General features: G+C 60.5%; 8 protein-coding genes. 7 read left to right on the forward strand and 1 reads right to left on the reverse strand.

All coding sequences use genetic code 11. From position 1 onward, the window contains the following. Positions 1-153: 153 nt before the first annotated feature. The 3 genes from H1B37_RS20760 to H1B37_RS20770 all read left to right on the forward strand — a co-directional run bounded on the left by H1B37_RS20760 (position 154) and on the right by H1B37_RS20770 (position 5,453). A complete protein-coding gene (locus H1B37_RS20760) occupies positions 154-3,051 on the forward strand; it encodes a DUF1553 domain-containing protein (protein ID WP_182868560.1) in 2,898 nt (965 codons plus the stop codon). Positions 3,052-3,183: 132 nt separating this feature from the next. Then, the gene (locus H1B37_RS20765; protein WP_182868561.1) at positions 3,184-4,590 is read left to right on the forward strand and encodes a DUF1501 domain-containing protein; all 1,407 of its coding nucleotides are present in this window, start codon (positions 3,184-3,186) and stop codon (positions 4,588-4,590) included. 296 nt (positions 4,591-4,886) lie between these two features. Then, entirely contained in the window at positions 4,887-5,453 is a 567-nt protein-coding gene (locus H1B37_RS20770; protein WP_436298613.1) for a peptidylprolyl isomerase, read from the forward strand. Between the two features lie 392 nt (positions 5,454-5,845). Here H1B37_RS20770 and fusA read toward each other — a convergent pair whose 3' ends face one another. Beyond that, positions 5,846-7,927, reverse strand: coding sequence for an elongation factor G (gene fusA / locus H1B37_RS20775; RefSeq protein ID WP_182868563.1), 2,082 nt, complete (start codon positions 7,925-7,927; stop codon positions 5,846-5,848). 687 nt (positions 7,928-8,614) lie between these two features. Between fusA and rpsR the strand changes: the two genes are divergently transcribed. From rpsR to H1B37_RS20795, 4 genes are all read left to right on the forward strand, one after another. Then, positions 8,615-8,782, forward strand: a complete 168-nt coding sequence (gene rpsR / locus H1B37_RS33965) for a 30S ribosomal protein S18 (RefSeq protein ID WP_286177958.1) — start codon at positions 8,615-8,617, stop codon at positions 8,780-8,782. Then, complete coding sequence (locus H1B37_RS20785; protein ID WP_182868564.1) at positions 8,782-9,213, forward strand: acyl-CoA thioesterase; 432 nt, start codon at positions 8,782-8,784, stop codon at positions 9,211-9,213. Before rpsR ends, H1B37_RS20785 begins: the two co-directional genes overlap by 1 nt. Before the next feature lie 348 nt (positions 9,214-9,561). After that, positions 9,562-11,289 carry an ABC transporter permease gene (locus H1B37_RS20790; protein ID WP_286177959.1) on the forward strand — a complete coding sequence of 576 codons (1,728 nt, stop codon included), beginning with the start codon at positions 9,562-9,564 and terminating at the stop codon, positions 11,287-11,289. A 97-nt stretch (positions 11,290-11,386) separates the two neighbouring features. Beyond that, entirely contained in the window at positions 11,387-13,207 is a 1,821-nt protein-coding gene (locus H1B37_RS20795; RefSeq protein ID WP_182868566.1) for an ABC transporter ATP-binding protein, read from the forward strand. The last annotated feature ends 520 nt before the right edge of the window (positions 13,208-13,727 follow it).

Genomic DNA, 13,727 nt, shown 5'->3' on the forward strand with positions numbered 1-13,727 from the left:
GGGGTCTGTCCCCGATCACCCTGGGGTCTGTCCCCGATCAGCTCGGGGTCTGCCCCCTGCTGAGCGCAAGGGAAAGTTTGGCGTCACTGGGGGATCTTTGTTACGCTACGGGTCCCCTTCCGCACCGCCCTCTGTCTGACGGTCCCGTCTCGGATGCGAAAACGAACGCCCTGGTCGCCGCTGTCCAACCTGACGGCACTCGTCATTGCCTCCTGCGCCATCACCCTCTGCTTGATCGGGCCCGCCGTGACGGGCGCCGCGGAACCCGGCTCGGAATCGTTCTTCGAACAGAAAATCCGCCCGGTGTTGATCAAGCATTGCTATCAATGTCACTCTGCCGACTCCGACGAAATCGGCGGTTCGCTGTGGCTGGATAGCGCTGGGGCGATGCGCGAAGGCGGCGACAGCGGCCCGGCGATCCGCCCCGGTGATGCCGACGCCAGTTTGCTGATTTCGGCCATCCGCTACGAATCCAGCGAAATGCCCCCGGACGCACCGCTCCCCCCAGCGGTGGTCGACGATTTCGTCCAATGGATCGACGCCGGTGCGATCGATCCTCGGAAACAATCCCCCGGCGATTCCGCCCGACCAGCGACAATCGAAATCGACCTGGAACAGGGACGCAAGTTCTGGGCGTTTCGCCCCCTGGCCGATTTTCGCCGCGGCCTCTCCGAAGACTCGCTCGAGTCGGTTCGCCAGAACCTGATCGACCACGGGCTCGATGACCAACTGTCCGAGCACGGGATCCGACCGGTCGGCCCCGCGCCCCCCGAAACGCGGCTGCGGCGACTCGCATTTGATCTGACCGGATTGCCACCGAGTGATGCCGTCAGCCAACGCTGGATGGCCTCTCCCAACGAGCAGACATGGAAACAAATCGTTGACGAATTGCTAGCGTCACGCGCCTTCGCCCAACATTGGGCAAGGCACTGGATGGACGTCGCTCGCTACGCCGACAGCAACGGCAGTGATTTCAATGCGACCTTCCACGAAGCCTGGCGCTACCGCGACTACCTGATCGATTCCTTCGATCGCGACCGGCCGCTGGACGAAATGATCCGCCAGCAGGTCGCTGGAGACTTGCTGCCCGCCGCGACCGATCAGCAGCGCCATGACAACGTCGTCGCGACCACCTTCCTGATGCTCGGCCCCAAGATGCTCAGCGAACGCGCGAAGCAGAAACTGACTCTGGACGTTGTCGACGAACAGATCGACACCATCGGACGCGCGTTCTTGGGAATGACACTCGGATGCGCCCGCTGCCACGACCACAAATTCGATCCGATCCCGACCGAAGATTACTACGCACTTGCCGGGATCTTTCGCAGCACCCAAACACTGAACGGGGAATCGCAAAAATACGTCAGCACCTGGAATCGCGTCGAATTGCCGACGACCGACGATCACCGACGTTCACTGGCCGAACATCGGTCCACGATCGCATCCCTGGAAAAGCAAATCAAGGAAGCGACGCAGGAGTTGCAAGCCGCCCGCCGCAGCGGGAACAACGGCATCATCGTCGACGACAGCGAAGCGACGAAGGTCGGCGATTGGACCGCATCGACGTACACCAAGGGCTTTATCGGCGCGGGATACGTCCACGATGACAACGCCAACAAAGGCAAGCTGTCGATCGAGTTCCGTAAACAGTTGCCGCAAGACGGCGAGTACGTGGTGCGATTCGCCTACAGCAGCAACGGAAACCGCGCCGCGACCGTCCCAGTCACCATCGCCACGGCCGACGGCGACGAGCAATTGATCGTCAGCCAGCGCAAGTCCTCCGACACCCCGCCGTGGAATGTCTTGGGGACGTTCACTTTTTCAGCCGACAAGGACGCGGTGGTGACGATCCGAAACGACGACACGGACGGCTATGTGATCGCCGATGCGATCGCGTTCTTGCCAGTCGAACAGGCGGCGGAGCCTGGCGAGTCGCGTCAGGTGGCCGAGCGGATTGCCGACGCACAGAAACGGTTGGACGACTTGAAGCAACAACTCGATGCCACCAAGAAGAACGCCCCACCGCCGCTGCCCGTGGCGATGGCGCCGCGCGATCTGCCGACCGACCAAATTGCCGACAGCCCGGTGCATATCCGTGGCGAAGTGAATAATGTCGGCGAGGTCGTTCCGCGAGGATTCCTGCAAGTCTGCGGCCCCGGCGACGCTTCGATTGATTCCCCCACCGGCAGCGGCCGCGTCGAGTTGGCGAAGTGGTTGACCGACCCCGACAACCCGTTGGTCGCACGTGTGATGGTCAACCGTGTTTGGATGCACCTGATGGGTGAAGGCATCGTTCGCACGGTGGATAACTTCGGCACCCGCGGTGAGCGTCCGTCGCACCCGCAACTGCTGGACGCCCTGGCGATCGACTTCATGCGTCAGGGCTGGCAACTGAAGTCGCTGGTCCGCCGGATCGTGCTTTCGGAGGCCTACAATCGCAGCAGCGAATTCGATGACCAGGCGGCGGCGTCGGATCCGGAAAACCGTCTGCTGTGGCGGGCCCATCGCAAACGCCTGACGGCCGAATCGATCCGCGACACGATGCTAAAAGCTGCCGGCGTGCTGACCGAGGAAGAACGCACGGAACCGGTGGCCGATAAAGGCGTCTTGGTGACCAAGAACAACGCCGTGACCAAGGACGTTGCATCGGGATTGGACCAACCCGTGCGTTCAATTTATTTGCCCGTGATCCGCAGCAACGTTCCGCCGCTGATGACGGCACTGGACGCCGCCGATCCAGACTTGCTGGTCGGCAAGAGGCCGACGACCAACGTCCCCGGTCAAGCGTTGGTGTTGATCAACAGTGCCGAAGTCACTGGCTGGGCGCAGCAGACCGCCGACCGGATTTATCGGTCCGAATCAACCTGGCAGGAACGACTGCGGGCGGCCTACCGCATCTGCCTCTCGCGGCAGCCGTCACCAGAAGACATGCAGATGGCCGAGCACTACATCGGCCTTAACGAATCAGACGATGATGCGACGACAAGGGAACGCTTCGCGGACTTTGTTGCGGCGATCTTTGCGACCACCGAATTTCGAATGTTGGATTAGCGGTCCATGCCAGCTCATTTTTCAAGTTGCGGAAATTGTCAAACGCTTCAATCCTCCTGATACCCCGCCGAAACTCTTGGCGAGTTCCGCTACCCGCACGTCACGAATTGACAACGCACCAGCAGAAGTAATATGAAAGCACTTGATCCAGCTGCCGAGCCACTTGTCCTCGACCGCCGCCGACTGCTCGGACGCGCCGGGTTCGCGCTCGGGTCTTTAGCCGTATCGGCAATGACACCGATCGGTGCTCACGCGGCCGAGGCGATCAACCTGGGTGGCGGGCTGCATCCCAAGCCGCGAGCCAAGCGGGTCATCTTTCTGTTCATGCACGGCGGGCCGAGTCACGTCGACACCTTCGACTACAAGCCGCGACTGGCGACCGACGACGGAAAACCGTTGCCCTTCGATTTGCCGCCCAACTTGGACGCGGTTCCCAAACTGATGAAGGGGCCGTGGGAATTCGCGCGCCGCGGCCAATCCGGTTTGTGGGTCAGTGAATTGTTGCCGCACATGGCGACGCACGCCGATTCGCTGTGTGTCATCCGCAGCATGCACACCCGCGGCCAATCGCACGGCCAAGCCGTCGGGATGATCAATACCGGCAGCGACAACCTGGTCCGACCGAGTGTCGGGGCGTGGATCAGTTATGCGCTCGGCAGCGGCCATCCGGACTTGCCGGCCCACATCGCGATCGGGCCGGCCACGGCACACGGCGGCCCACGTAATTACGGCGCCGCGTTCTTGCCGGCGATGCACCAGGCGACCGCGATCGGCAGCAACGGCAAACCGGGATCCGGAAAGATCCCGCATCTGACCGGCACGGTGGATTCGAATCGCGTGGATCGACGGATGCAGATGCTCGCGGCGCTCAATGCGAGTCACCTGTCGCGGAGCGGGCCGGATCGCGAGATCGAAGGTGCGATCCAGGCGGTCGACCTGGCCCGGCGGATGCGGTCGGCGGCGCCCGAGGTGTTTGATTTGGAATCGGAAACCGCGGCGACCGAGCGGGCGTATGGCATCGACGAAACTGCGACTCGTGAATTCGGCCGAAGCTGCTTGCTGGCGCGTCGATTGGCCGAAAGCGGCGTGCGATTCATCACCGTGTCCAGCGGCCAAGTTTGGGATCAGCACAGCAACCTGCAAAAGGGGCACGAGAAAAACGCGCTGGCGACGGACAAGCCGATCGCCGCGTTGATTGCCGATCTGAAACAACGCGGGTTGTGGGACGACACGCTGATCGTTTGGGGCGGCGAATTCGGGCGGACGCCGGTCGTCCAGGGTTCCAACGGCAGGGACCATAACCCCCAAGGCTTTTCGGTGGTCCTGTCTGGCGGCGGTGTCCGCGGCGGATTTGCTTACGGAGCGACCGACGAATTTGGTTACTACGCCCGTGAAAACCGAGTCCACATGCACGACCTGCACGCCACGATGCTGTACCTGCTGGGGATCGACCACACGCAGTTGACCTATCGCTACGCGGGGCGCGATTTCCGCTTGACCGACGTCCACGGCCGCGTCGTCGACGGGATTCTTACGTAGTCGTCGACCGCAGCGTTTTTTTCGGTGGGGCTGGACAGTCGCCGTCCTCTCCGAGGTCGGCGCGGGGTAAAGCTTCGTTTTTTTGATCCGCCGAGTTCGGAGAACACGGCGACCCTCGGATCGCGCCGCCACTGGCCAATCGCTGCGACGTTGTGATAATGGGGCCTCCCACGGGGCGGTCGTGTCGGCCGCTCCGCTAGTTCGTTCACCGTCTTGCCTGTAGACTCTTTCCGCGATCGGAATTCCCCATGCTACGAACCCTTACCGCATTGGCTCTCGCAGCCACCCTCCTGACCATGACCAACGAAGCATCTGCCAAATCCGCCTCCGAAGCCAAAGTCACCCATCAAGTCTATTTTGACATCGAAATCAACGGTGAGCCCGCGGGGCGAATCGTGATGGGCCTGTTCGGCGACGACGTCCCCAAGACCGCCGAGAACTTCCGGGCTCTTTGCACCGGCGAAAAAGGCGTCGGAAAACTGGGCAAGCCGCTGCACTACAAGGGCAGCAAGTTCCACCGCGTGATCCCCGAGTTCATGTTGCAGGGCGGTGACTTCACCGCCGGAAACGGAACCGGCGGCGAGAGCATTTACGGCGCCAAGTTTGCCGATGAAAAGTTTGCGTTCGCTCACGACGAAGTCGGCCTGCTGAGCATGGCCAACGCCGGACCGAACACCAACGGATCGCAGTTCTTCATCACCACCGTCAAGACACCGTGGCTGGACGGCAAACACGTCATCTTTGGCCGCGTGATCGAGGGCATGGACGTGGTCCGGCGAATCGAATCACTGGGCTCATCGCCGAGCGGTGCAACACGACTGCCGATCACGATCGCCGACAGCGGCGAGCTGAAGGACGAGTAGGGTCCAGTCGCCGGCTGACGGCGATTTAAAAATCGAACCACGATGAAGCGGCCCCCATCGATCCGATGGCGGGCCGTTTTTTGTTGGCGCCGATGAGGAGGGCGTGTTGGTGTTTAGCCTTGAGGCGATTCTCGGGGTCGCTGCGAAGCAGCGAGCGTGTGCGGCTAAAGCCTGGACACCAGGCTTTGTCCTTAAAACCGTAGCGGAAGCCGCCAAGGCTTTCGACTCGCAGCAGTCCACACGGAAAAAGCCGAAATTCTTGGCGAATTCCGCTACCACATACGACCCTTGCCGGGTTTAGGGACAAAGCCGAACAAAAAAGGGCCGTCGCGATTGCGACGGCCCTTTGAGTTGGAAACGTTTCGGGCGGTCCATCGATCCGCCCGGCGGGCTTACTTGCCTTCCTTTTCGCGGCGTTTTTGCTCGACGATTTCGTCTTGGACGTTCGACGGCGTTTCGCGGTACGTCGCCAATTCCATGGTGAACGTTCCCTGACCTTGCGTCATGCTTCGCAGGTCGGTCGAGTAGCCGAAGGTTTCGGCCAGCGGGATCTCGGCGATGATGATGCTGACACCGTCGACGATATCGTTGCTGTTCATGATGCCGCGGCGACGGATGACGTCACCGACGACGGTCCCCTGGAAGTCCTCGGGGCATTCGATCTCGATCTTCATGATCGGCTCGAGCAGCTTGGGGGCGGCTTGCTTGAAGTACTCGCGGAAGCAGCCCTGGGCGGCCGTGTAGAACGCTTTTTCCGACGAGTCGACTTCGTGGAACGATCCGTCGTCCAGGTCGATCTTGGTGCCCACGACCGGGTACTCGGCCAGCGGTCCCTTGTTCAAGATATCACGGAAGCCCTTTTCGATGGCCGGGATGTACTGCTTGGGAATCCGTCCACCGACGACGTGGTCCTCGAATTCAAAGCTGTCTTCGCTGATCGAATCCAGCGGGCTGAGCTTGCCAACGATGTGGGCGTATTGCCCCGAACCACCGGTTTGCTTCTTGTGCTTGTAGTTGAATTCGATCATGCGAGTTGGGCTTTCGCGGTAGCTGACCTTCGGCGCACCGACTTCGATCTCGACGTCGTATTCACGTCGGATCCGCTCGATGTAGACCTCCAGGTGCAATTCGCCCATGCCGCTGATTAGGATCTCGTTGGTTTCCTCGTCGGTCATGACGCGGAACGTCGGGTCTTCTTTGCGGAACCGTTGCAACGCCTTGCTCATCTTGTCGCCGTCGCTGCGGTTCTTGGGGGTGACCGCGATCTTGATGACCGGATCGGGAACGAACATGGATTCCAGCGTGCACTGGTCACGTTCGACGGCATAGGTATCACCGCTGGCCGCGTCGATCCCGGTAACGGCGACGATATCGCCGGCCTTGGCCGAGTCGATCTTTTCGCGTTTGTCGCTGTGCATCCGAACGATCTGGCTGAACCGTTCCTTGCGACCGGTCCGCTGGTTGATGTAGGTGCCGGCTTTTTCGATGGTTCCCTGATAGATCCGCATGAAGGTCAGTTGGCCGAATTCGTCGTCGACGATCTTGAATGCCATGCCGACGAACGGCGCGTCGGGATCGGGTTTGAGTTCGATCTTCTTGTCTTCGTCCTTGGGGTCGACGCCGCGGATTTCGCGATCCAGCGGGCTGGGCAGGTATCGGTTGACGGCATCCAGCAGCGGCTGGACACCTTTGTTCTTGAATGCACTGCCCATGTAGACCGGGGTGGCACCGCCCAGCACGGCGTCGCGGGTGACCTTGTAGATCATCTCCAGCGGCACTTCTTCTTCGCTGAGCAGCAATTCCATCATCTCGTCGTTGTACATCGACAACTGTTCGAGCATGTGGGCGCGTTGGGCGACGCACTTGTCCATCAGATCGGCGGGGACTTCACCGACGTCAACGTTTTGGCCTTCATCGCCCGAGAAGCGATAGGACTTCATTTCGATCAGGTCAACGACGCCTTCGAACTTGTCTTCGGCACCGATCGGGTACTGCATCAGGAAGGCTTCGGCGCCCAGTTTGTCACGCAGTTGTTCGACGACGCGGAAGGGGTTGGCGCCGGTGCGGTCCATCTTGTTGATGAACGCGACACGGGGAACCTGGTAGCGTTTCATTTGGCGGTCGACGGTGATCGACTGGCTTTGCACACCACCGACGCTGCAGAGCACCAGGACGGCGCCGTCGAGGACGCGGAGGGAGCGTTCGACTTCGACGGTAAAGTCGACGTGGCCGGGCGTGTCGATCAGGTTGATGTTGTACCCTTTCCACTCCAGGCTGGTCGCGGCACTGGTGATGGTGATCCCACGTTCCTTTTCCAGTTCCATGTGGTCCATCGTCGCGCCGTCGCCGCCGCCACGGACGTCTTCGATCTTGTGAATTCGACCAGCGTAGAACAAGATGCGTTCGCTCAGTGTGGTCTTGCCCGAGTCGATGTGGGCGCTGATCCCGATGTTTCTAACTTTCTCCAATTTCATCTCATTCACCTAGCTGTCGCAGCCGACCGAAGACGTCTCGGGGACGCGGAAAACAATTCGCGTCAACTTGTTTATTGGAAAGACCGAGAATGGTGGGTCGGAGCAATTTTGTGTTGTGGGGCACCGATCGCTGTGGCCTGACCTGCCCCGCGGGGGGCTGTCTCGCACAGCAGTCTCGGTACAAGGACTCAGTAACGGGGAAGGGGCGAATTTGGGGCCGGCGATCCGGGCCGCCAGAACCACGCCGAAAAATTTTTGCGGAATATGGCAAAGGTTGGCCCGAGCGGAAAGGGCAAATTGTGCGGGAGCGGCGAACAATTCGCCGGGATTTCACACCGTTTTCACGCGATGGCGGTCGGTTTCCTCTTGCCCAAGGGCGTCGCCCGCGGCATACTCCCCCGCTTCTGTTGATTTCCTTTGGCGAGTCGATGAGCCGCCGGCGGGAACGGTTTCCGCTGAAAGCTCCAGTCTCACCGACCACTCGTATTGAAGGCGCCGACACCGCTTAAGCTGCTTAAGGGTGCTGCATGCCGCCGAGAGTGTCCGATCGCCACCTGCCCTGACCTGAGCACCATCATGCCAGCCCGACCGATGAGCTCGCGTAGCCGAGCCCGAAAACGTTCACGCGTCCGATCCCGCGCCAAGAAACAAGACCCGATTTTTGTCGACGGCCAACGACCGCGACCGATGTACGTGGATTATAAGGACGTCGAGCTGCTGAAAAAGATGATCAACCGCCAAGGCCGGATCGTCGGGCGACGCAAGAGCGGCTGCACCGCAGTCAGCCAACACGCCGTGACCGCCGCCGTCAAACGCGCCCGCTACATGGCGCTGCTGCCCTTCCAAGGCGACTGATGAGCTTTCGAACTCGCCGGATGGTCGAGTTCCGTGACACCGATGCCGCCGGAATTGTTCACTTCTCGGCGTTCTTTCCGTGGATGGAATCCGCCGAGCACGAAATGCTTCGCTCGCTGGGAATCAAGGTCCTGCCCGATTCCCACGACGATCCCTCGGTGACCTGGCCCCGCGTGAGCGTCAGCTGCGACTACGCGAACGTCGCGCGATTCGAGGATTGGCTGGACATCGACGTGTCGGTGGTCAAAACCGGTCGCTCCAGCGTTCAGTACAAAATGGCGTTCTCACGCCAGAGCGACGATGGAGAGGTGATCCCGATCGCCACAGGGACCATCGTCGCCGTCTGCTGCCGGCTCCGACCGGGGGGCGGGCTGGAAAAAGCGGTCATCCCGGATGAGATCCGGGCCAAGCTGGAGGGGGGGGCGGGGTAGTTGGACTGCCACGCATCAGTCGGTAGCGGAAGCCGCCAAGGCTTTCGGGCTCCCCATCAGCCTGTAGCGGAAGCCGCCAAGGCTTTCGCCCCCCGCTCGCGCGTCTAGACCGGCTGGGAGCGAAACTCTTGGCGAGTTCCGCTACGGCACGGTGGCTCCGCTGGCGAAACTGAGAATTCTGTGGACAGCCGGGCAACCATTTGGTGACTCGTTGCGTAGCGATCAGTCGGCGGAAAAGGTCCGCCGCACGCATTCGTTACTATTCACTTCGTTGCTGCCCCGCTCATGGCCCCGTCTGCGCTATCGGCTTCCGCCGCCTTTTCTGCCCTCCCGTTGGACGCTTCCCAGTTGTTTCCCGGACCGATGATGCTGGGGCAAATTGCAGACTGGTTTCCAATTTGGGTTACCCCCATCTACACGATTGCGATCGGGTTGCTGTTGGGGGCCATTGCCGCGGCCGTATTCTATGCCGCACTGGCGCTGCTTTCGTTCATCCCTCCGCTGGGGAAGCTGGCCGATTCGCCGACCACCGGAACCATCGCTTCGATCGTGATCGGGGCGGTGCTCGCGGTGCTGTTGTGCGGCCAGTACGCGATGTCGGACGACGGTGCGGTCCAGCCATTGATTCTGCCGCTGGTCCTGATCGGATTGGTGATGGGATACGCGGTGATTTACGGGATGTGGTACCGCACGCGAGTGGAATGGGGCGAGATTTTGACCGAGGGAATCGTGCCCTACGTGTTGTCGGTCGCGGGAGTTTTCGTGTTGATCGGTCTGGCCGGTACCTATTTCATTTCCGAGCCGATGCGATTCGTCCGCTCGCTATCGGAAGTGCATGTGATCGGAGACGGCACGACGGAGGTTGCGTTGACGATCCCTGGTGCGGACCCATCGGTCAGCCCCGATGCGGCAACGTTTCACCCGCAGTCGATCGAGTACGATTTGATCGGGATTTCGGAGCTCAAAATTTCGACCGACAAGACGGTGATGCTGGCCGACGGCGCGACGATGGCGGAGTTTTCCCGCAATCCGACCCGCGTCGACGCCGGCGAGACGCTGGTGTTTCGCTACGAAGACCGCGACCAGCCGCCGCTGCCGCAAGATTCGTCGCGGTTTCATATCCAAAACCGCGAACTCGACCCGGCGACCGTCACGATCACGATGACATCGATCCCCAGGGTCCCCGAGATGACTCAGGCGGCCGGGATCGGCGCCCTGGTGTTCTTTCTGTTCAGCGGACTGGTCGCGTTTCGCCAAGCCGCCCCACGCGTCTGGGCACTGGCTTGGTCGACCGCCAAGAACGAGATGGCGCAGACGCTGTATTTGATCTTGCTGGTGATGGGAGTGGTCGGCGTCGTGATCTTTTCGATCTACCCGTTCAACACGCTCGGCGATGACATCCGCATGTTCAAGGACAGCAGTGTGACGCTGATCATGGTGCTGGCGATGCTGCAAGCGGTCTGGAGTTCGGGGACCTCGGTCAGCGAAGAGATCGAGGGCCGAACGGCACTGACCGTGCTGAGCAAACCGGTTTCCCGGCGATCGTTCCTGCTGGGCAAGTACGCCGGGATCATCATGTCAGTCGCGGTGATGTTCGTGATCATCGGGGCAGTCTTGCTGTTGCTGATGGCGTACAAACCGATTTACGATGCCCGAGAAACGTCCAAGGCGACACCGATCTGGGAGATCGGCTTCAATGAGATCATGTCGACGGTCCCGGTTCTGGGGCTGTACTTCATGCAAACCATGGTGATCGCCTCGATCGCCGTGGCCCTGGCGACCCGGTTGCCGCTGTTGGCCAATTTGATTCTCTGCTTCGTGATTTACGTGATCGGAAACCTGACCCAACCACTGGTCGCGTCGGCTCAGGGAGAAAACGCGCTGGTCGGCTTCTTCGGCAATTTGATCGCCGTCATCGTGCCGAATTTGAACGTTTTTAATGTTCAAAGCGCAATGGATAGCGGAAGCCAGGTCCCCTGGATCTACTTGGCCGGTTCTTTCAATTATCTTGTATGTTTCGCGGTCGCGATTTGGATGTTGGCGATGCTGTTGTTCGAGGACCGCGACCTGGCATAGTGGGTGAACGGAAAGACAGGTTTCCGCGATGGCGGAGACCGGCAACCAATTCGTTCCCCAATGACACCATGACGTTCATCATCGGGGAGCTGTTGCTTTGAATCGATTCCACACACTTTCAGCCGCCCGTCGCGAACCGGAGGCGGGCCCGGGCGCACTTTCCTCGTTGCTCTGGGCGACGCTGGCCGGCCTGCTGATCCCCGGTGTGGTATTGGTGGTCGGGCTGATCTCGCTGCTGCTGGAATCGGGAGAATTGCGTCAGTCGTCGGCGCGGCTGGGGGCGAATTTACAGATCCCGCTTCCGTCGTCCTTTGTCGACCAACCACCGCTGGTCCAGTTGACTCAGCTGACCTCGCTGGCGTTTGCGATGGCGGTGGTGTTGAGTGTGGCGGTATGGCGTCATCGCCGTTTGGCCGATCGTCGTGCGGCTGCGATCACCAAAGCGTTGCACCAAAAAGTCCTGAAGCAAAGTGTGCGTCGCGCGGAATTGGAAGGCGCCGCGGCACAATCGTTGAACGCCCAAAAATTGATCGGTCGACATTTGCCGGCCGTTCAGGCGGGGCTTTCGTTCTGGTATCGCTCCATGCCGCGCAGCTTGTTCCTGTTGCTCGGGTGTGTCGCGCTGGCGTTGTTGGTTCACGTTTGGTTGGCCGTGGTTGCCGTCATCAGCGGCGTGATGGTTTGGCGGATGTACCGTTACGTGCGCGGCAGTGATGCCGATGAGGTGGGTCGCTGGGAGCTTCCCCAATTGCGTGCCCAAATGGCGGCGTTGGTCGGCCGCGCCCCCAAACTGGCCCGGTTGCGCGCTCAGGGGATCGCCGAAACATCGTTTCAACATGAGCTGGACCAGCTGTACCAGAAGCTGCAGGAAAAGGACGCCGAACGGGCCCGCGTCTGGCCGCTGATGTTCTTGGCGGCGTCGGCGGCGATCGCCATCATGGTGATCGGATTGGGGTTGAATCTATTGGAGACCGAAGCGGGGCTAAGCCTTTCGTCGGCCGTCGTGCTCGGCCTCGCCCTGGCCGGCGCGGTGACGGGCGTTTGGCGGTTGCAGTCGCTAGGAAAAAAGTTGCGTGCCAGCGGGCCGGCCTGCGATGCCGTCTATTCCTACTTGCGCCGAAGTGACGAAGCGACCCCATCGGAACAGCGCGTCGGGTTGGCCGGCCTGAGAGACGGCGTGGAGTTTCGCGACGTGACCTTAGTCGATTCGCATGGCCAGTCGATCCTGAATCACATCACGACCGAGTTCACGCCCAAGTCATTGGTGACGTTGCTCGGGACCGATTCGGTGTCGCCGCAAGCGATGGTTGAATTGTTGATGGGGTTTGGTCGCCCGGGATCGGGAGAAGTGCGGATCGACGGGCTAAGGCTGTTGGAAGTACACCCGGCTTCACTGGCCAAGAATGTGATGTGGATCGAACCATCCGGCCCACTGTGGGACGGGACGATCGAAGAGAATCTGTCGGCCGGAAGCGGGGGCACGATCAGCAACGCGGACATCGTCGATGCGCTCCGCGAGGTCGATGTCTATGACCAGATTCAACGTCTGCCGGAAGGCTTGTCGACCTACGCGACGGTCGAAGGCGTTTCGCTTTCGACCGAAGCGACCTATGGGATCGGATTGGCCCGCGCGCTGTTGCATCGTCCGCCGATCCTGTTGGTCGGTGAACCGCCGGCCCCCAATGCCCAGCTCGCCGACGATCCGTGTCTAAAGGCGATCAAGAAGCTGGTCGATCAAGGTTCATTGGTCGTGATGCTGCCGCGCCGGCTGCAAACGTTGCGGACGGCCGATCGCGTGATCCTGCTGAACGGTCCCAACCTTGCCGGCGAAGGCAAACACAGCGACCTGCTGGCCGACAGCGATCTGTATCGCCACTTGAACTACCTGCTGTTCAATCCCTATCGCCCAGGGCGGTAGTTTCTGTTCAGACGCTGGCTTTTATGGATGATAAGTCCAGTCGCCCGTGGCGTTTGTTGCGCCACCGAAGGCAGATCGCTCGCTCTTATATGGTGTTCGCCGGATTGGTCGGGAGATGGCCTGCGAGCGAGACGCCTGTCACTCTCCGCGAATCTCGCTTTTAAGTGGCGTCTTTCGCGCGCGACGAAGATCACAAGAATGTGCTTTCACGCTATTTAATTCATAAGTTCGTAAAAGCCGTTATTTGCCAAGGCGGGCCACTGCCATGTAGCAAGGAGTTGAGAGGCTTAATCGTGAGGCTACTATTTCGGTCTGCTCACTTCAGCAGGATTCTCCAATATGAATGATGCGACGAGGGATTCACCGGAGCGTACCTCAAATACACGCGGCCCCACTGAGGTGATGTCTTGAAAGGTCACCCGGTAAAGGATCGGAGAGTCCCTTTCGACAGAAAGACTAGCCATCGCTGACTCAGTAGTTGTAATTCGAAATGTAAGTGAATCGGGCTCGTAGAATTTTT

It is taken from the genome of Stieleria mannarensis (genome assembly GCF_014154935.1).
GTDB lineage: Bacteria > Planctomycetota > Planctomycetia > Pirellulales > Pirellulaceae > Stieleria > Stieleria mannarensis.

Excerpts from the sequence above, each read along its gene's own strand:
- H1B37_RS20785 (WP_182868564.1), top strand. The coding sequence starts at position 8,782 with ATGAGCTTTCGAACTCGCCGGATGGTCGAGTTCCGTGACACCGATGCC.
- H1B37_RS20760 (WP_182868560.1), top strand. The coding sequence starts at position 154 with ATGCGAAAACGAACGCCCTGGTCGCCGCTGTCCAACCTGACGGCACTC.
- fusA (WP_182868563.1), bottom strand. The coding sequence starts at position 7,927 with ATGAAATTGGAGAAAGTTAGAAACATCGGGATCAGCGCCCACATCGAC.
- H1B37_RS20770 (WP_436298613.1), top strand. The coding sequence starts at position 4,887 with ATGACCAACGAAGCATCTGCCAAATCCGCCTCCGAAGCCAAAGTCACC.
- H1B37_RS20765 (WP_182868561.1), top strand. The coding sequence starts at position 3,184 with ATGAAAGCACTTGATCCAGCTGCCGAGCCACTTGTCCTCGACCGCCGC.
- rpsR (WP_286177958.1), top strand. The coding sequence starts at position 8,615 with ATGTACGTGGATTATAAGGACGTCGAGCTGCTGAAAAAGATGATCAAC.